The 17,114-nt window shown below is 68.9% G+C and carries 18 protein-coding genes; 7 read left to right on the top strand and 11 right to left on the bottom strand.

Features of this window, described 5'->3' with window-relative positions; genetic code table 11:
- Positions 1–17: 17 nt before the first annotated feature.
- The 6 genes from J3R73_RS30140 to J3R73_RS30115 all read right to left on the bottom strand — a co-directional run bounded on the left by J3R73_RS30140 (position 18) and on the right by J3R73_RS30115 (position 5,020).
- Positions 18–704: an urease accessory protein UreF gene (locus J3R73_RS30140; RefSeq protein ID WP_307436257.1), complete on the bottom strand. Its 687-nt coding sequence runs from the start codon at positions 702–704 to the stop codon at positions 18–20.
- Between the two features lie 5 nt (positions 705–709).
- Positions 710–1,330 carry an urease accessory protein UreE gene (locus J3R73_RS30135; protein ID WP_307436254.1) on the bottom strand — a complete coding sequence of 207 codons (621 nt, stop codon included), beginning with the start codon at positions 1,328–1,330 and terminating at the stop codon, positions 710–712.
- Positions 1,331–1,448: 118 nt separating this feature from the next.
- Positions 1,449–3,161 (bottom strand): urease subunit alpha, encoded by a 1,713-nt coding sequence (gene ureC, locus J3R73_RS30130; protein WP_307436251.1) that lies wholly within the window; start codon positions 3,159–3,161, stop codon positions 1,449–1,451.
- 99 nt (positions 3,162–3,260) lie between these two features.
- The gene (locus J3R73_RS30125; protein WP_307436248.1) at positions 3,261–3,566 is read right to left on the bottom strand and encodes an urease subunit beta; all 306 of its coding nucleotides are present in this window, start codon (positions 3,564–3,566) and stop codon (positions 3,261–3,263) included.
- A 216-nt stretch (positions 3,567–3,782) separates the two neighbouring features.
- Positions 3,783–4,085, bottom strand: a complete 303-nt coding sequence (locus tag J3R73_RS30120) for an urease subunit gamma (RefSeq protein WP_307436245.1) — start codon at positions 4,083–4,085, stop codon at positions 3,783–3,785.
- Between the two features lie 107 nt (positions 4,086–4,192).
- Positions 4,193–5,020, bottom strand: coding sequence for an urease accessory protein UreD (locus tag J3R73_RS30115; protein ID WP_307436242.1), 828 nt, complete (start codon positions 5,018–5,020; stop codon positions 4,193–4,195).
- Between the two features lie 232 nt (positions 5,021–5,252).
- On the opposite strand from J3R73_RS30115, the gene J3R73_RS30110 reads away from it, so the two are divergent.
- Positions 5,253–5,717 (top strand): Hsp20 family protein, encoded by a 465-nt coding sequence (locus tag J3R73_RS30110; protein WP_307436239.1) that lies wholly within the window; start codon positions 5,253–5,255, stop codon positions 5,715–5,717.
- 86 nt (positions 5,718–5,803) lie between these two features.
- Here the strand turns inward: J3R73_RS30110 and J3R73_RS30105 are convergent, their stop codons facing one another.
- The 4 genes from J3R73_RS30105 to J3R73_RS30090 all read right to left on the bottom strand — a co-directional run bounded on the left by J3R73_RS30105 (position 5,804) and on the right by J3R73_RS30090 (position 9,193).
- Complete coding sequence (locus tag J3R73_RS30105; RefSeq protein ID WP_307436237.1) at positions 5,804–6,310, bottom strand: hypothetical protein; 507 nt, start codon at positions 6,308–6,310, stop codon at positions 5,804–5,806.
- A gap of 190 nt (positions 6,311–6,500) precedes the next feature.
- Complete coding sequence (obgE, locus tag J3R73_RS30100) at positions 6,501–7,550, bottom strand: GTPase ObgE (RefSeq protein WP_307436236.1); 1,050 nt, start codon at positions 7,548–7,550, stop codon at positions 6,501–6,503.
- Between the two features lie 286 nt (positions 7,551–7,836).
- Entirely contained in the window at positions 7,837–8,643 is an 807-nt protein-coding gene (locus tag J3R73_RS30095) for an anti-sigma factor family protein (protein WP_307437810.1), read from the bottom strand.
- Positions 8,633–9,193, bottom strand: a complete 561-nt coding sequence (locus J3R73_RS30090) for a sigma-70 family RNA polymerase sigma factor (protein ID WP_307436233.1) — start codon at positions 9,191–9,193, stop codon at positions 8,633–8,635. The genes J3R73_RS30095 and J3R73_RS30090 overlap by 11 nt, the downstream gene beginning before the upstream one ends.
- 161 nt (positions 9,194–9,354) lie before the next feature.
- On the opposite strand from J3R73_RS30090, the gene J3R73_RS30085 reads away from it, so the two are divergent.
- The 6 genes from J3R73_RS30085 to J3R73_RS30060 all read left to right on the top strand — a co-directional run bounded on the left by J3R73_RS30085 (position 9,355) and on the right by J3R73_RS30060 (position 15,365).
- Positions 9,355–9,645 (top strand): hypothetical protein, encoded by a 291-nt coding sequence (locus J3R73_RS30085; protein ID WP_307436232.1) that lies wholly within the window; start codon positions 9,355–9,357, stop codon positions 9,643–9,645.
- A gap of 139 nt (positions 9,646–9,784) precedes the next feature.
- The gene (locus J3R73_RS30080) at positions 9,785–10,753 is read left to right on the top strand and encodes an MBL fold metallo-hydrolase (protein ID WP_307436230.1); all 969 of its coding nucleotides are present in this window, start codon (positions 9,785–9,787) and stop codon (positions 10,751–10,753) included.
- 54 nt (positions 10,754–10,807) lie between these two features.
- A complete protein-coding gene (locus tag J3R73_RS30075; protein WP_307436227.1) occupies positions 10,808–11,254 on the top strand; it encodes a tetratricopeptide repeat protein in 447 nt (148 codons plus the stop codon).
- Between the two features lie 101 nt (positions 11,255–11,355).
- Positions 11,356–11,730, top strand: a complete 375-nt coding sequence (locus tag J3R73_RS30070) for a DoxX family protein (protein WP_307436225.1) — start codon at positions 11,356–11,358, stop codon at positions 11,728–11,730.
- A gap of 81 nt (positions 11,731–11,811) precedes the next feature.
- The gene (locus J3R73_RS30065; RefSeq protein ID WP_307436220.1) at positions 11,812–13,740 is read left to right on the top strand and encodes a coiled-coil domain-containing protein; all 1,929 of its coding nucleotides are present in this window, start codon (positions 11,812–11,814) and stop codon (positions 13,738–13,740) included.
- Between the two features lie 11 nt (positions 13,741–13,751).
- Positions 13,752–15,365, top strand: coding sequence for a PEP/pyruvate-binding domain-containing protein (locus J3R73_RS30060; protein WP_307436217.1), 1,614 nt, complete (start codon positions 13,752–13,754; stop codon positions 15,363–15,365).
- 15 nt (positions 15,366–15,380) lie between these two features.
- Here J3R73_RS30060 and betA read toward each other — a convergent pair whose 3' ends face one another.
- Entirely contained in the window at positions 15,381–17,039 is a 1,659-nt protein-coding gene (betA, locus tag J3R73_RS30055; protein ID WP_307436215.1) for a choline dehydrogenase, read from the bottom strand.
- Between the last annotated feature and the right edge of the window lie 75 nt (positions 17,040–17,114).

Genomic DNA, 17,114 nt, shown 5'->3' with positions numbered 1-17,114 from the left:
CGGCGAGAACCGGTCCCTCAGGAACGGAACAGCCGCGTGAACTGCGTCTCGTGCCGCATCGAGGCGATGTCGGACCGGATGGCGAGCGTGCCGAGATCCTCCGGGCCAGCATCCACCGCGCGCGCCGCACAGCGGGCGATCAGGGGGCCGAGGGACGCCAGCACCCGCAGGCCGTCGCTCTGCCCGATCGGGGCGAGGCGGATGGCGGCGGAAACGAGATTGGCGGCGAAGCCCGACAGGAAGGCCGACAGCAGCGCCTCCAGCGGCAGGGCGGCCCCGGCGCCCGCCGTCCCCACGGCGATCGGCAGGGCGCAAGCGCCCGGCCAGGCCTGCCTCAGACGTGCGGCCGCCTCGTTCGGCCAGCCGGTCTCGACCGCCTTGAGGAAGGCATCGCCCTGGACGCCCGTCTCGAGGCGCCTCTCCCGCGAAGGCTGCAGGGCGAGAGCCAGCTCGGCGAGATCGGCCATCGCCGCCTCGTCGCCGGAAAGCGCGGCGCGATAGGAGAGCGAGACCAGCACGGCGTCGCTCCACCCGCCGCCCTGCTCGATCAGCGTCTCGATCCAGGACGTCAGGTCGGCGGCCCGGGCGACGTCGCCGATCTCGACCGCCCATTCCAGCCCATGCGAGAAGCCGAAGGCGCCGGTCGGAAATCCCGGGGAGAACCACAGGACCAGGCGCGAGGCGGCGGCAGCCTCATCCATCATGCCGGTCAATCGTGAGAGTGCTTGCCGTGGCCATGGCCGTGCGGGTGGTCATGGCCGTGGTCGTGACCGCAATTCTCGTCATGGGTATGGTCGTCGTGCCCGTGGTCGGCATGCCCATGATGGTCGTGATGGTCGTGCCCGTGGTGATCATGTCCGTGATGGCCATGGTCGTGTCCATGATGGCCTTGCGGCTCGTGGTGATAGGCCCCGCCTTCGGGCTGGAACGGCCCTTCAATCGCGACCACCCGGGCGCCGAGGCCCTTCAGCATGTCGGCGATGACGTGGTCCTGGCGGATGCGCAGCCATTTCGGCCCGATCTCGGTCTCCAGATGGCGGTTGCCCAGATGCCAGGCGAGGCGCATCTGGTGCAGCGGATCGCGCCCCTTCACCTCGAGCAGCGGCTCGGCCTCGGCGACGATCTCGATCAGCCGTCCGTCCTCGAGCCGGTAGGCGTCGCCATGGGCGAGCGCCGGCGCCTCGGCGAGGTCGACCAGCGCTTCGAGCCCTCCGACCGTGGTGATCACGCCGCGGCGGCGGCGGCGGTCCTCGAAGGTCAGCACGACGCTGTCGACGACGGCATCGGGCGCGACCTCGGGGGCGGGAACGAAGGCATGGACGTGGAGCATGGCAAATCCCGGAGCGCGGACATCCCGGCGCATGGCTCGCCATGGCGCCTGTGCGCTCTTCCTATCTCACGCGGGCGGCGGTTCCAAGGGCGGACTGGAGGTCCGCGCTCCCCGAGGATCAGAACAGGAAATATCGCTGCGCCATCGGCAGGCTCTGCGCCGGGCCGCAGGTCAGCAATTCGCCGTCGGCCCGCACCTCATAGGTCTCGGGATCGACCTCGATATGCGGCGTCGCGCCGTTGTGGATCATCGAGGCCTTCGAGATGCCGCCCCGCGTGTTCTTCACCGGCAGCAGCGTCTTCTCGAGACCGTAGCGTACACCGATGCCGGCGTCGAGCGCCGCCTGGCTGACGAAGGTGACGGCGCTGCGCGTCAGCGCCCGGCCATAGGCGCCGAACATCGGCCGGTAATGCACCGGCTGCGGCGTCGGAATCGAGGCGTTGGGGTCGCCCATCGCGGCGGCGGCGATGGTGCCGAGCTTGATGACGAGATCCGGCTTGACGCCGAAGAAGGCCGGCGACCACACCACGAGGTCGGCAAGCTTGCCCACCTCCACCGAGCCGACATGGGCGTCCAGCCCATGGGCGATGGCGGCGTTGATCGTCACCTTGGCGATGTAGCGCTTGACGCGGAAATTGTCGTTGCCGACGCCGTCCTCCGACAGGCGGCCGCGCTGCACCTTCATCTTGTGCGCGGTCTGGAAGGTGCGGATGATCACCTCGCCGACGCGCCCCATCGCCTGGCTGTCGGAGGCGATGATCGAGAGCGCCCCGAGATCGTGCAGGATGTCCTCCGCCGCGATCGTCTCCTTGCGGATGCGGCTTTCGGCGAAGGCGATGTCCTCGGGGATCGACGGGTCGAGGTGGTGGCAGACCATGAGCATGTCGAGGTGCTCTTCCAGCGTGTTCACCGTGTAGGGCCGCGTCGGATTGGTCGAGGAGGGAATGACGTTGGCCAGGCCCGCCACCTTGATGATGTCGGGCGCATGGCCGCCGCCGGCGCCCTCGGTGTGGAAGGCATGGATGGTGCGGCCCTTGAAGGCCTTGATCGTGTCCTCGACGAAGCCGCTCTCGTTCAGCGTGTCGGTGTGGATCATCACCTGGACGTCGTGATCGTCCGCGACCGACAGGCAATTGTCGATCGCGGCGGGCGTGGTGCCCCAGTCCTCGTGCAGCTTGAGGGCGCAGGCCCCCGCCTCGATCTGCTCGACCAGCGCCTGCGGCAGCGCGGCATTGCCCTTGCCGGCGAAGGCGAGGTTCATCGGGAAGGCCTCGGCCGCCTGCAGCATGCGTTCCAGATGCCAGGGGCCCGGCGTGCAGGTGGTGGCGTTGGTGCCGGTCGCCGGGCCGGTGCCGCCGCCCAGCATGGTGGTGACGCCGGACATCAGCGCCTCCTCGATCTGCTGGGGACAGATAAAGTGGATATGGGTGTCGATGCCGCCGGCCGTGATGATCTTGCCCTCGCCGGCGATCGCCTCAGTGCCGGGGCCGACGATGATGGTGACGCCCGGCTGCACGTCGGGATTGCCCGCCTTGCCGATGGCGGCGATGCGGCCGTCCTTGATGCCGATATCGGCCTTGACGATGCCCCAATGGTCGATGATCAGCGCATTGGTGATCACGGTGTCGACGGCGCCCTGCGCCCGCGTCGTCTGCGCCTGGCCCATGCCGTCGCGGATCACCTTGCCGCCGCCGAACTTCACCTCCTCGCCATAGGTGGTGAAGTCCTTCTCGACTTCGACGACGAGGTCGGTGTCGGCGAGACGGACCTTGTCGCCGACCGTCGGCCCGAACATGTCGGCATAGGCGGCGCGGGGCATCTTGAAAGGCATGTGACTATTCCCGGGTGCGCGGACGTCCCGTCCGCATCTTCGAAACAAGGCGTTGTCGGAGCGAAGGATGCGGGCGGGACGCCCGCGCTCCCAGGAGGACTACAGCGTCCCCATGACCTCCTGCCGGAAGCCGTAGACCTCCCGCTTGCCGCGGAAAGGCACCAGGCGGACGTCGCGGCTCTGGCCGGGCTCGAAGCGCACCGCCGTGCCCGCGGGAATGTCGAGACGCAGGCCCCGCGCCTTGTCGCGCTCGAAGGAGAGCGCCGGGTTGGTCTCGAAGAAATGATAGTGGCTGCCGACCTGGATCGGCCTGTCGCCGGTGTTGGCGACGGTCAGCGTCACCACCGGGAGGCCGGCATTGAGCTCGATATCGCCATCGGCGGGAATGACTTCACCGGGGATCATGGCATCTCCTTCAGAGCGTTTTGTGTTTTGCCGGAATCGGCAGAACGCAAAGACGCGTCGAAAAACAAAGAGTGGGAGCAAAGCGGCGTTTCGACCTAACGCGCTTTGCTCTCGGGAACGCGGACAGCCTGTCCGCTCTTGAAACGTCGCGGCTGCGGGAAGAGGCGGACAGCGACATGGCAAGCCATGCGCCGGGATGTCCGCGCTCCGGATCCGCTACCGGATCGGATGGTGCACGGTGACGAGCTTGGTGCCGTCGGGAAAGGTGGCCTCCACCTGCACGTCGTGGATCATCTCGGCGATGCCGTCCATCACCTGGCCGCGGGTGACGACACCGGCGCCCGCCTGCATGAGATCGGCGACCGAGCGTCCGTCTCGCGCCCCTTCCACCACGAAATCCGTGATCAGGGCGATCGCCTCGGGATAGTTCAGCTTCACCCCGCGTTCGAGCCGCTTGCGGGCCACCACGGCCGCCATGGCGATCAGGAGCTTGTCTTTTTCACGCGGCGTCAACTGCATGATACCTGCCTTCGGAGCCTTGTCCCGGAAAGCCGCAGCCTGTCCGGATGAATGAGGGAGTCACGGCAATTCGCCCGGAGACGGTGCCTTCCGGGAAAGCATCGCCTTCAGTTGTGCCAGACACGGGGCAATTCGCCCCCGAGCGCCCTGAGCAGCGCAACGAGCACGCGGCGCAGCGCGGCGCCATCTTGCGCGATCAGGCGGCCAACGCAAAGCCCGTCAAATGTGCTGATCCCCCCTTCCGCTGCCTCATTATTAAGCACCTCGCGGGCGGCATCGAGCCGGCTGGCGGCATCGGGCGCGGCGAGAAGCACGGTGGCATAGGCGCTCGCGCCCTTCAGCGCCGCGGCGGCGCCGATGCGGGCCGCGAGGTCGCCCTCGAACGCCGTCTCGTCGGCATAGACCAGCCGGCCTCCCCGCCTGACGCGCCAGGAATCGCGGAACAGGCCGCGGGTCAGGCTCTCGCCCGACGCCTTCCGGCCGAGCAGCACCGCTTCCATCGCCAGCAGGTTCGAGGTCTCGCCCATGTCGACGATCAGGCGGCGCTTCAGCCGGGCCCCGTCGAACAGGATGGTCTCCTGGGGCAGCCAGGCGAGCGCGGCGCCCTCCTCGACGTGGAGGCGGGTCTCGACATCGGCGTCCGTGCCGTCGGAGCGGTAGATCTTCTCGCAGGCCTGCGTGGTCAGCACCGCCTTCGTGCCGCTTTCGAGATGGATGTCGGCCTTGAAGACGTCGCCGCCGGTGAGGCCGCCGGAGGTGTTGATGATCACCGCCTCGAGGGCGGCGTCCCGCGCCACGGCGGGGAAGAGCAGGCGGCCGCAGCCGGACTGCGACAATTCGGCCACCGCATGGCGGCCGTCACGCGGGGCGACGCCGAGGAACACGCGGCCCCAGGCACGTTCGAGCAAGGTTGGTTCCGCCACAGACAGGGTCATCGCCATTCCTATTCCGTTCCATCCGATGCACGAAACGGGCCACGCGGGAAACAGGCCGGCCCGACCCGCGTACTCCAGCGGGGAGACGTTTCGATTTCATGCCGAATCCCCCTTGAAACAGCAAAGGCGCCCCCCAAATCTTCATTCGTGCAGGCCTCGATGGATGCACGTCACCTGCTCCGGCCCGTGTCGGCGGAGCTCTCAACGGCTTGTCGCTTCAAGGAGGATAGCCATGCGTCAGTTTGATTTTTCCCCGCTCTACCGTTCCACCGTCGGCTTCGACCGCCTGTTCTCGGCACTCGACCAGGTTTCCGGCTTCGACGGCTCGGCCCAGACCTACCCGCCCTACAACATCGAGCGCACCTCCGAGAACGCCTATCGCGTCTCGGTCGCCGTCGCCGGTTTCTCCGATAGGGATATCGCCATCGAGGTGAAGGAGAACACCCTCACCATTCGCGGCGAGAAGGCCGAGGACAAGGCCGAGAAGAAGGGCGAGGTCCTGCATCAGGGCATTGCCGCCCGCGCCTTCGAGCGCCGCTTCCAGCTTGCCGACCATGTGCAGGTCACCGGTGCCAGCCTCGAGAACGGCCTGCTCCATGTCGACCTCGTCCGCGAGATCCCCGAGGCCAAGAAGCCCCGCCTGATCCCGATCAACGCGTCGGCCCCGAAGCAGGTCGAGGCGAAGGCTGCTGCGTAAGCCCTGCCGATAGAGTGGAATACAAGAAGCGCTCCGGGCAGCCGGGGCGCTTTTTTGTCGGGGCGGGCAGGATTCGCGCCGGCACGTCAGCAGCCGGGCGCCACCTTCTGGAAACGGCAATAGCCGGGCTGGAGATGGCCGGCCGAATCGAAGGGATATTGTATGCGGCCGACGGGGTGGATCGCCGGCGGCGGCGTATAGGGTGTCGGCGCGCGCGGCGCCGGGGCGCGGATGACCGGCAGCGGCGCCTGCGACTCCAGGGCCGGCACCGGCGGCGGCGCCCCGCTGCCGCGCAGCGGCACCACGGCGACGATCCTGCCGCTGGTCGCATCGACCGTCACCCGCACGCGCCGATGTCCGGGGCTGATCGCCGCCGCGTAGTAGAAATTCCTGTCATGGGTGACGCCGCCGATGCCGAAATAGCCGGCCTTCGCCATGACCTTGGCCGCCGCCTTCGGCGTGAGGTCGTCGGCTGTCGCCGGGGCGGGCGGCAGGCAGGACAGCGCCGCCAGCAGCGGCAGCGCCCAAAGGCCGGCGGAAGGCCGGCCCGCCGGCGCGCGCGCCGGTATCCGGAAGATCGAAAGCAAGCTCATCGCAACGCCTCACCATCGCCGAACCCCGAGGGGTTCCGCCGGTCTCGGCAGGCCTCGGGGTTGCCTGGCGCAAAATGCGTCCAGGCAGGAGCGGGTCACCAATTTAGCGCATTGGGAAAAAGCGTTCTGCAATTCTTGGTGAGATTCGATCTGAAGGCAGAACGCTCAGGTCCTCGAAGCTGCCGAAGCCTCAGGGCTGCCAGGTATTGTTCTTCTCCAGCACGGGCTTTTCGAGCACCGCCTCGGCCGCCTTGGCCTGCCCGACGACCTCGAAGAGTTGGCGCAGCGCTTCCTCCACGCCCTTTCCGGAAACCGAGGACAGCACGATCGGGGCCTTCTTCGCGGCCCGCTTGAGCCGGGCGACCTGTTCCTTCAGGAGCTCCGGCGACAGCGAATCGGCCTTCGACAGGGCGACGATCTCGTGCTTGGCGGCGAGCCCCTCGTCATAGGCGGCGAGTTCGGCCCGGATCGTCTTGTAGGCCTTGCCGGCATGCTCCGAGGTGCCGTCGACCAGATGCAGCAGCACGCGGCAGCGCTCGACATGGCCGAGGAAGCGGTCGCCGAGACCGTGGCCCTCATGCGCGCCCTCGATCAGGCCGGGAATGTCGGCGAGGACGAATTCGCGCCCGTCGATGCGCACGACGCCGAGGCCCGGATGCAGCGTGGTGAAGGGATAGTCGGCGATCTTCGGCTTGGCCGCCGTCACCGTCGCCAGGAAGGTCGACTTGCCGGCATTGGGCAGTCCGACGAGCCCGGCATCGGCGATCAGCTTCAGGCGCAGCCAGATCGTCTTCTCCTCGCCGACGAGGCCGGGATTGGCCCGGCGCGGCGCCTGGTTGGTCGAGGTCTTGAAATAGGCGTTGCCGAAGCCGCCATTGCCGCCCTTGCAGATCACCACGCGCTGGCCGACCTCGGTCAGGTCGGCGATCAGCGTCTCGCCGTCTTCCTCGAAGATCTGCGTGCCGCGCGGCACCTTGAGGATCACGTCGGGCGAATTGGCGCCCGTCCGGTTGCGGCCCATGCCGTGCACGCCGACGCGCGCCTTGAAATGCTGCTGGTAGCGGTAGTCGATGAGGGTGTTGAGGCCGTCGGTGCATTCGGCCACCACCGAGCCGCCGCGCCCGCCGTCGCCGCCGTCCGGCCCGCCGAACTCGATGAACTTCTCACGCCGGAACGAGATGGCGCCCGCGCCGCCGTCGCCGGCCTTCACATAGATCTTGGCTTGGTCGAGAAACTTCATGACTTGGCTCTATTCCCGGATGGAAGACGGTCAAGCCCAGCTCTCTCGGCCAATTCTCCCGATGCGCCTGCCCCAAGCGGAGATTCAGGGGCGAGAACGCCCGTGAATCTCCGCAAGACTTTTAAAGGACGCGAAATTTCGGGCCCATCCGTTGGATGGACACGAAAATTTTGCTTGGGGCCGGCGCCTGTAACGACGAAACGGTTCATCTGATGCCGCTGACATAGTGTTTTCCGCACGAAAAAGCGAGTATTTTCGTGGCGGGGCGATCGACGGCGGCAAGCCGTCACAGCAATTGCGCCAGCCGCTCGAGTTCGGCGGTTTCGAGATCGGACACCGCCGAATAGGTGACGCCACCCTTGCTCCAGGTGACGATGTTGTAGCCGCGCTCCACCCGGGCGTCCGGCGGCGCATCGGCCTGGGTCGGCGCCGGCCAGGCGAAGACGTCGACGAGATGCAGCCGCCGCCGGTAGACCAGGGCGCCGACGCGCTTGCCGTCGACGATGTCGAGCCGGCCGCCGACGAGCGGGAAGCCTTCGGCCGCCAGATCGGGCGCATCGGGCGAGAAATCGACCTTGCCGGCGAACCACGGCTTCACCGTGTGGGAATCGGACGAGGCGACCTGGATGGCGCCGTCCTGCGTCAGGGCCCGCAGATGCGCCGTCAGCAGATCGTGCGTCACCAGCGCGTCCCGGCTCATAGCCTGGCTGCCGTCCCGGGCCACCCACCAGGTCACGCTCGACGAGAGCAGGGCGGTGACGACGAGGCACGCCGCCAGCGGCGCGATGTTTTCGCGCAGCCTCGCCATCCGGCCGGCTGCCGGGCGCCTCGGCCGGACGGCGGGCTCGTCCGTGCCGGCGCCGCCGGCCGCTTCCGCCGCGAGCACCGCCCGCACGCGGGCGGGCAGCGAGGTCGGCAGGGGCGCCGGGCCGGCGGCTGCGATCCGACGCGACAGCGCCCGCATCGCCTCGACGCCGGCGGCGCAGGAGGGACAGCTCTCCAGATGGGCGGCGACGGCCTGCCGCTCGTCCTCCGCCAGCTCTCCGTCGACAAAAGCCCCGATGCGTTCCTCGTCAGGGTGCTCAGCGACCATGGACACCACCCCTTTCCATCCGTTGCGACAGGCGGGCCTGCAACGCCTTGCGGCCTCGTGAGAGGCGCGACATCACCGTTCCGATCGCCGCCCCCGTGACGTCGGCGATCTGCTGGTAGCCGAGGCCCTCGATCTCGCGAAGCGTCACGACCTCGCGCATGACGTCAGGCAGTTCGGCGATCGCCTGGTGCACCATGGCGTGGTCGTCGGCCCGCATCAGGGCCTCCTCCGCCGTCGGCTCGTCGGCCGCGATGCTGCGCACGCCCGCCGGCCCGTCCGCGCCGTCGTCCGGTCCCTCGTCGAACGGCACCAGAGACAGGCCCCGGTTCTTTCCCTTCGCCGAGGCATAGGCGACATGGCGCACGATGGTGAGCAGCCAGGGGCGGATATCCTCGCCGCGCAGATCGTCGAAAGCCTTGAAAGCCCTCAGATAGGCTTCCTGCACCACATCTTCGGCATCCTCCCTCGAACGGACGATCCAGAAAGCACGGTTATACGCCGCCGCCATATGCGGCAGCGCCAAGCTTTCGAAGTGGGACAAGGCGGCCATGCTGCGATCTCGGAACGGCTCTACCAGCTACTGGAGTATCGAAGACGTCGATTTATTCTCGATGGACGCACGAATATTTTACGGCAAGGCCGGGAATAGGGGAGGCGGCGCGACGCTCTTCTCTCCTGCGGCCCCGATCCGGGGCAACACAGGAGAAACCCATGTCGAACATTCCGCATCGCACAGCGCCGGCGAAGGCGCTCGCCATCCCCCTCCTCACCGCCGTCGTACTGGTCGCTTCGGCCTCCGCCGCCTTCGCGGACGCCGCCGACCGGGACTATCCCGACAATCCGATCATGGCCGAACGCTTTTTCGACAGCCATCGGGCGCCGGCGGAACAGGGCGTTGCCGCCGGGCAGGGCAGGCCTTTCTTCGCACGGGCCAAACCGGCAAAGCCGATGCACACCCTCGGAAAAGCCCCTCCCCTCGACGACATCCCGGGCCGGCCCTGACAGATCCTGGAGTGGCGGCGACGTCGATTTATTCCCGCCCGCGGCGAAAATATATCCGGCGGAAGCCGGGAATAGAAGATGCCGCCGCCCGCTCCTGTCCTTTGCAGGCCCTTGCCGGGCCGATCACAGGAGAAACGCCATGCCGGACATGTCACGCCGCGAGGTCTTGAGGGCCTCCGCCTTTGCCGCCGCCGTCGGCCTCGCAGCACCCGTCTTCCTCGTGGGGACCGCCGGGGCGGAAACCGTTCCGGGGCCCGCCACAGGCTTCCACCGCTACAGGATCGGCTCGGTCGAGGTCACCGCCCTCTATGACGGCATCTGGCGCAAGCCGCACGACCCGGCCTTCATCCGCAACGCCTCGATCGCGGAGACCAAGGCCGCGCTCGCCGCTGCGGGCCAGGTGACCGACTACATGCCGATCCCCCTCACCGTGCAGGTCCTGGATTTCGGCGACCATTATGTGATGATCGATGCCGGCTCGGGTGCGCAATGGCAGCCGACCGCCGGCCACATCGCCCAGAACATGCAGGCCGCCGGCATCGACCCCGCCAAGATCCGGCAGATCCTGATCTCGCACTTCCATCCCGACCACGTCTTCGGCCTGATGGACCGCGATACCAACGCGCTGATCTATCCCGACGCCGAACTCGTGGTGTCGGCGGCCGAATACAAATGGTGGACCGCGCCGGAGCGCGTCGGCAAGCTGCCCCCCGAGCGCAAGGCCCTCGGCACGCGCATCGCCAAGGTGTTCCCGGCCTGGAAGAACTGGCGCCTGGTGGAAGGCGAAGCGGAGGTGGCACCGGGCATCCGCCTCCTGCCCACGCCGGGCCACACGCCGGGACACAGCGCCTTCCACCTCACTTCGGGCACCGACCAGCTGATGCTGTCCAACGACGTCGCCTATGTGCCGGCGCTGCTCGCCCCCCATCCCGACTGGCAGGGCGCCTATGACCAGGACGGGCCGGCCGCCGTCGTCACCCGGCGCAAGCTGCTCGACCGCGTCGTCGCCGAGGCCATGCCGGTCGCCGGCGCGCATTTCCCCTTCCCCGGAGCGGGCCGCTTCGCCAGGGACGGCAGCGCCTACGCCTTCACCCCCGTCACGATCTGACCCGCGGACTTCCGACCCTGACGCCCGACGTCCAACTTCCGACAGGAGCCTCCAATGCCAAGACTTCATATCGCCGGCATCGCCCTCGCCGGCCTGTTCTTCAGCACCGCCGCCTGGGCCGTGGACACGCCGAGCCCGGGCGACCTGCCGGACCTCGGCAAGATTCGCAGCGAGATCAAGGCGGAGGACTACAAGACGGCGATCGGCGACCTGCAGGGCCTGATCGACCAGGGCTACCAGGACCCGAACATCTATAATCTCCTCGGCTACAGCCTGCGCAAGACGGGCGATCGCAAGGGCGCGGAGTCCTTCTACCTGAAGGCGCTTGACTTCGACCCCAATCACAAGGGCACGCTCGAATATCAGGGCGAGCTCTATATCGAGAACGGCGATCTCCCCAAGGCGAAGCAGAATCTCGCCAGGCTGGAGACGCTCTGCCCTGCCGGCTGCGACGAACGCGCCGATCTCGAGGCCGCCTTGACCAAGGCCGCCGGCAAGTAGCCGCATCAGTCGTCGGGGCACCTTCGTGCCTTCTGCCCGGCCTCCCGCACGCGGCCTGCCGCCGCGGGAGGGCGGGCCTCTCCATCCCGAAAGACACGACAATGGAAAGCCTACCCCGCTATGTCGCCCTCGCAGGCCATGTCCTGGTCGCCCTCCTGTTCCTGCACGAATCCTGGTTCAAGATCACGCATCTCGACCTGACCATCGCCTATATGGCCCATTACGGCCTGCCCGCCTTCCTGCTGCCCGGTGCCCTCGCCGTGGAACTCCTGGGCGGGCTGGCGCTGGTCACGGGCTTCGGACGGCGCTACGCCGACTATGTCCTCGCGGTGTTCTGCGTCGTCACGACCTCGATCTTCCATACCGACTGGGCCGATCTGAACCAGCTCCAGCATTTCGAAAAGGACCTCGCCCTTGCCGGCGCGCTATTGGTGATGGCCGTGACGGACCGGACCGGCGCGGACCGCTCCGTATGACAGATCGACGAATGATCTGGAGCAAGCCGGCCGGGAGCCGCCCATGCTTTGCTGAAACAGACCAGCAAGGACGCCCCGGACATGAAATCCCAGATCATCGAGCAGCTCGGGCAGGGCGATATCCTGCTCCCGTCCCTCATCGCGGAGGGCCTGCGCGCCAATGATCGCGTCAAGGCGCGGCTGAGCGTGCTGCAGGCGGTGGCGGGCCGCCTGCGCGCGCCCGACGGCACCCCTTTCGACCTCACCCAGGATTGCCGCTCGGCGGGTCTCGACGCCGTCGCCATGGAGACGCTGGCCTCGCATGCGCGGGTGGTGGCCGGCGACAGGATGATGGCGCCCGGCCTGTCCGGCCTCCTCGATGCGGTCTGGGACGACATGGCGGCCATGATCCGGCCGGTCGCCGCCGACGACGCCGCCGCGGGCGAAGCCGCCCTCCGGCGCCTCGACGCCGTCCGGAAGGAAACGCCTCTCGAGGCCGCCGATACGATGGCGCTCGCCGGCGTCGCCAGGCTGACCGGCCTGTCCGATCAGGGCGGCGACGGCCTGCATCGGCTGGTGATGGATCTGCACAAGGCGCTGAACCGGCTTTCCGAGACGCATGCGGAGGAGATCCTCGCCGGCGCGCATGTCTTCGGCCTGCGCAAGCAGGACCGCGCTGCGGTGGAGGCCTTCATGCGCGGGCTCGATTCGACCCGCCGGCTCAAATTCGACCATCCCGGCCTCTCCACCGTCGCCAGCCAGTCCGAGGGGCGGCTGACCATCCAGAACGACATCGGCGAGACCGACGCCCATGTCGTCGTCATCGCGGTGGAAGAGGAGGCGGTGACGGTCACCTACACGGATGTGCATCTCATCCGTGCGCGCTTCTTCACCGGCCTGCTGCGCGGCTTCGCCGTGAAATGGAGCGGCCTCGACCGCAAGAGCGCCGACGGGCTCGGCGAGGACGGCGTGTTCTACCTCGTCACCGGGCGATGCACGACGCCCGACGCGGACAGCCGCGACACCTTCCTGGCGGCAGTGGGCGCCTCGCTGGTGTTCCTGATCGACTGGAACAAGGCGCGTAAGCTGCTGAAGGCCTGGATTCCCAAGGCCGACGCGATCCGACTGCTCGACTGGGCGGCGCGCGAACGGGTCGGGCACCGCGGCTTCCTCGAACTCGGCGGCGGCGCCTTCGTCGCGGCGGCGGTCCATCACGCCACGCCGACCCGCATCGGCTTCGGCGAGCGGCTCGACGAGGTGCTCGGCCGCGAGGCGGCGGTGGAATTCCTGAAGACGGTCCTGCGCGTCTGCGCCGAGGCGCTGCTGGACGGGCGGACCGCCCGCTCGGCGAGGGACCGCGTCGAGGCCGACCTCGTCGGGCGCCTCCAGCGCGTCGATGCCACGCTCCTCGCCATCGTGATCCGCCAGGCCGGCCTCGCCCGGGATATCGCCGCCGGCCTCGCCCATTTCATCGCCGAGCGGCAGGCCGGAAGGCGGGTCGACCAGGCCCTGCTCGCCGCCCGGGCCCGCCATATCGAGGAGAAGGCCGACAGGATCGCCCTCGACGCCCGCAACGAGATCGCGCGCTTCGACGCCGACCGGTCCATCGAACGCCTGGTGAACGGCATCGAGGAGACCATCGACGAGCTGGAGCAGGCGACCTTCATCGCCTCGCTGGTGCCCGAGACGATTTCCGCCGAGTTGCTGGCGCCGCTCGGCCAGCTCTGCGCCGCCGCGGTGACCGGCGCCGAGGCGGCGGCGAGCGGCGCCGGCGCCGCCGCCGTCGTGCCCGAGGGCCACCAGATCGACGCCGAGGACGCGCTGGGCGCGATCGGCCGGCTGATCGAGGCCGAGCACGCCGGCGACAGCGCCGAGCGGGTCGTTACCGCCGCCGTGCTGGGCGGCGAGTTCGACATGAAGACGGCGCTCGCCGTCCTGGAGCTGGCCCGCTCGATCGAGCGGGCCACGGACCGGCTGGCCGGCTTCGGCCATCTGCTGCGCGAGCAGGTGCTCGCCGACCTCTCACGCTGAAGGAATCCGCCATGCACATCGTCCGCATCGGTGACGGCTCGACCAAGACGCATGCCGCCGAGACCATCGGCGCCAAGGCCGCCAACCTCGCCCGCATGGCGGCGCTCGGCCTGCCGGTGCCGCCCGCCTTCGTCCTGCCGGTGGCGCTATGCGCCGCCATCGTCGACCATGACCCGCAGGCCCGGCGCCGCCTCGACGAGGGCCTCGCCGAGGGCATCGCCTTCCTGGAGGAGAAGACCGGCACGCGCCTGGGCGACCGCCGCCGCCCCCTGCTGGTGTCGGTGCGTTCCGGCGCGGCGCGCTCCATGCCCGGCATGCTGGACACGGTGCTCGACGTCGGCTGCACCCCCGCGGCGGTCCAGGGCCTGGTGCGCGCCACCGGGCATCCCCGCTTCGCCTGGGATTGCCGCCGCAGGCTGCTCGAGAGCTTCGGCAGCGTCGTGCTGGGCATCGACGAGGCGCTCTTCGCCCGCCGGCGCGCCGACATGGTGGCGGCGGAAGGCGCCGGCGACGTCGCCGGCCTCGACAACGAAGCCCTCGAACGCCTCGCCGAATCCTATCGCGGCGCCATCGAGGACACCGGCACCCTGATGCCGGAAGACCCGATCGAGCAGCTGCGCGCCGCGGCGCTGGCCGTCTACCGCTCCTGGACCAGCGAACGGGCCGCGACCTATCGCCGGCTCGAACATCTCGAATATCTGGAGGGCACCGCCGTCACCGTCCAGGCGATGGTGTTCGGAAACCGCAGCCTGTCGTCGGGCTCGGGCGTCGCCTTCTCGCGCGATCCGTCGAGCGGGGCCGCCCGGCCGATGATCGACGTCCTCTTCGAAGCCCAGGGCGAGGACGTCGTCTCGGGCAGCCGCACGCCGGAGACCGAGGAGGCGCTGGAGCGCTCGCTGCCGGACGTCGCCAGGCAGCTGCGCGAGACGCTGGCGCGCCTCGAACGCGCCTTCGCCGACGTGCAGGATGTCGAATTCACCATCGAGCAGGGGCGGCTCTGGCTCCTGCAGACCCGGACCGCCAAGCGCACGCCCCTGGCGGCGCTGCGGATCGCGACCGACCTCGTCAGGGAGGGCGTGATCACGCCCGACCAGGCGCTGGCGCGGCTGAAGGGCCTGGATCTCGCCACGCTGGCGAACCGGCGCCTGACCGGGGCCGGGCAAGCCGCCGGGCACGGGACCGGCGCTTCGGCCGGCGTGGCGGTCGGCCGGGCCGCCTTCGAATCCGAAAGCGCGGCGCGCCTGGCCGCCGACGGCCAGCCGGTCATTCTGCTGCGCCCCGACACCAGCACCGCCGATGTCGCGGGCTTCGCCGCCTCGGCCGGCATCGTCACCGCGGTAGGCGGGCGCACGGCCCATGCCGCGCTGGTGGCGCGGCAGATGGGCAAGCCCTGCATCGTCGGCTGCGCCGGCCTCGTGATCGAGGCGGCGAAGCGCCAGGCGCATCTCGGCGACGCCCTCATCGCCGAAGGCGACTGGCTGTCGATCGACGGCGCGGGCGGCACCATCCATCTCGGACGGGCCGAGGTTATGGTCGATCGGCCCGACGCGGAAGTGGCCGAGGTGGAACGCTGGCGGGCGGGTGCCTCCCACAAGCACAAGGCGCGGGCGGGCGGGGAAGGCTGACGCCCCCGCGGGCCTTCAGCGCTGCCGCGTCTCCCAGTCCGCGGCGCGATGGAAGGGCGTGTTGGAGGGCGGCAGCATCGCCTTGCCGAGGATATGGTCCGACGCCTTCTCGCCGATCATGATCGTCGGCGCGTTGAGATTGCCGTTGGTGATCAGCGGGATGATGGCGGAATCGGCGATGCGCAGCCCTTCGAGGCCGACGACGCGGGTTTCGGGGTCGACGACCGTCATGCGATCCCGCGGATCGCCCATCCGGCAGGTGCCCGAGGGGTGATAGGCGCTCTCGACATGCCTGGCGATGAAGGCGTCGATCGCCTCGTCCGACGTCACCTCCACGCCGGGCTGGATCTCCCGCCCCGCATAGGGCGCCAAGGCCTTCTGCTGGAAGATCTCGCGCGTCAGCCGCACGCAGGCGCGCATCTCGGTCCAGTCGTCGGGATGGCTCATATAGTTGAAGCGGATCAGCGGCGCCTCGCGCACATCCCGCGACTTCAGCCGGACATGGCCGCGGCTCTTGGAGCGCATCGGCCCGACATGGGCCTGGAAGCCGTGCTCGCTGGCGATCGAGGAACCGTCATAGCTCACCGCCATCGGCAGGAAATGATACTGGATGTCGGGATAGGGAATGCCCGGCCGCGAGCGGATGAAGCCGCAGCTCTCGAAATGGTTGGTGGCGCCGAGCCCGTCGCGGCGCAGCAGCCAGCGCAGGCCGATCAGCGCCTTGGCGAGCGGATTGACGGCGGAATAGAGCGTGATCGGCTGTCGGCTCGCCATCTGGAAATAGAATTCGAGATGGTCCTGCAGGTTCTCCCCGACGCCCGGCAGGTCGTGCACGACCTCAATGCCGAGGCTGCGCAATTCCGGCGCCGGGCCGACGCCCGACAGTTTCAGGAGCTGGGGATCGTTGATCGGCCCGGCCGAGAGGATGACCTCACGGCGCGCCCGCACCTGGCGCAGTTGCTCACCCCTGCGGTATTCGATGCCGACGGCCCGCCGCCCCTCGAACAGGATGCGGCTCGCCAGCGCATGGGTCTCGACCGACAGGTTCGGGCGGCGCATCGCCGGCTTCAGATAGGCGTTGGCGGCGGACCAGCGGCGGCCGCGATGGACCGTCATGTCCATCCGCCCGAACCCCTCCTGCTGGTAGCCGTTCACGTCGGGGGTCGCCGGATAGCCCGCCTCGACGGCAGCGTCGACGAACGCCTTGTAGAGCGGGTTGCGCAGCGGGCCGTAGCTGGTCTTAAGCGGCCCGTCGGCGCCGCGATAGGCATCGCCCCCCTCCTCGCGCCCTTCGGCCCGCCGGAAATAGGGCAGCACGCCCGCATAGTTCCAGCCATGGGCGCCGGCGGCGTCCCAACCTTCGAAATCCATGGCGTTGCCGCGGATATAGACCATGCCGTTGATCGAGGACGAGCCGCCCAGCACCTTGCCGCGCGGCGTGTGCAGCCGCCGGCCGCCCAGCGCCGGCTCGGGTTCGGCATGGTAGCGCCAGTCGTAGCGGGGCGAATTCATCGGGATCGACAGCGCGCTCGGCATCTGGATGAAGATCGAGCCGTCGCTGCCGCCGAATTCGAGCAGCTTGACGCTGTATTTGCCGTCCGCCGTGAGCCGGTTGGCCATGACGCAGCCGGCCGAGCCGGCGCCGACGATCACATAGTCAAAAGTCTCGGTCATGGGCGGTCCTGGGAGCGCGGACATCCTCGTCCGCTCTTGGAAACATGGCGCTCGCCTGACCGGGAGGAGCGAACG

This window comes from Labrys monachus (assembly GCF_030814655.1).
Lineage (GTDB): Bacteria > Pseudomonadota > Alphaproteobacteria > Rhizobiales > Labraceae > Labrys > Labrys monacha.
Note: the sequence above shows the minus strand (reverse complement) of the source record. Positions and strands in the feature narration are given on the sequence as shown.

What these genes read in the sequence shown, in the direction of transcription:
- obgE (WP_307436236.1), bottom strand. Translation starts at nt 7,550, where the DNA reads ATGAAGTTTCTCGACCAAGCCAAGATCTATGTGAAGGCCGGCGACGGC.
- J3R73_RS30090 (WP_307436233.1), bottom strand. Translation starts at nt 9,193, where the DNA reads ATGGCCGCCTTGTCCCACTTCGAAAGCTTGGCGCTGCCGCATATGGCG.
- ureC (WP_307436251.1), bottom strand. Translation starts at nt 3,161, where the DNA reads ATGCCTTTCAAGATGCCCCGCGCCGCCTATGCCGACATGTTCGGGCCG.
- J3R73_RS30075 (WP_307436227.1), top strand. Translation starts at nt 10,808, where the DNA reads ATGCCAAGACTTCATATCGCCGGCATCGCCCTCGCCGGCCTGTTCTTC.
- betA (WP_307436215.1), bottom strand. Translation starts at nt 17,039, where the DNA reads ATGACCGAGACTTTTGACTATGTGATCGTCGGCGCCGGCTCGGCCGGC.
- J3R73_RS30070 (WP_307436225.1), top strand. Translation starts at nt 11,356, where the DNA reads ATGGAAAGCCTACCCCGCTATGTCGCCCTCGCAGGCCATGTCCTGGTC.
- J3R73_RS30060 (WP_307436217.1), top strand. Translation starts at nt 13,752, where the DNA reads ATGCACATCGTCCGCATCGGTGACGGCTCGACCAAGACGCATGCCGCC.
- J3R73_RS30140 (WP_307436257.1), bottom strand. Translation starts at nt 704, where the DNA reads ATGATGGATGAGGCTGCCGCCGCCTCGCGCCTGGTCCTGTGGTTCTCC.
- J3R73_RS30085 (WP_307436232.1), top strand. Translation starts at nt 9,355, where the DNA reads ATGTCGAACATTCCGCATCGCACAGCGCCGGCGAAGGCGCTCGCCATC.
- J3R73_RS30065 (WP_307436220.1), top strand. Translation starts at nt 11,812, where the DNA reads ATGAAATCCCAGATCATCGAGCAGCTCGGGCAGGGCGATATCCTGCTC.
- J3R73_RS30125 (WP_307436248.1), bottom strand. Translation starts at nt 3,566, where the DNA reads ATGATCCCCGGTGAAGTCATTCCCGCCGATGGCGATATCGAGCTCAAT.
- J3R73_RS30095 (WP_307437810.1), bottom strand. Translation starts at nt 8,643, where the DNA reads ATGGTCGCTGAGCACCCTGACGAGGAACGCATCGGGGCTTTTGTCGAC.
- J3R73_RS30135 (WP_307436254.1), bottom strand. Translation starts at nt 1,330, where the DNA reads ATGCTCCACGTCCATGCCTTCGTTCCCGCCCCCGAGGTCGCGCCCGAT.
- J3R73_RS30080 (WP_307436230.1), top strand. Translation starts at nt 9,785, where the DNA reads ATGCCGGACATGTCACGCCGCGAGGTCTTGAGGGCCTCCGCCTTTGCC.
- J3R73_RS30115 (WP_307436242.1), bottom strand. Translation starts at nt 5,020, where the DNA reads ATGACCCTGTCTGTGGCGGAACCAACCTTGCTCGAACGTGCCTGGGGC.
- J3R73_RS30110 (WP_307436239.1), top strand. Translation starts at nt 5,253, where the DNA reads ATGCGTCAGTTTGATTTTTCCCCGCTCTACCGTTCCACCGTCGGCTTC.
- J3R73_RS30120 (WP_307436245.1), bottom strand. Translation starts at nt 4,085, where the DNA reads ATGCAGTTGACGCCGCGTGAAAAAGACAAGCTCCTGATCGCCATGGCG.
- J3R73_RS30105 (WP_307436237.1), bottom strand. Translation starts at nt 6,310, where the DNA reads ATGAGCTTGCTTTCGATCTTCCGGATACCGGCGCGCGCGCCGGCGGGC.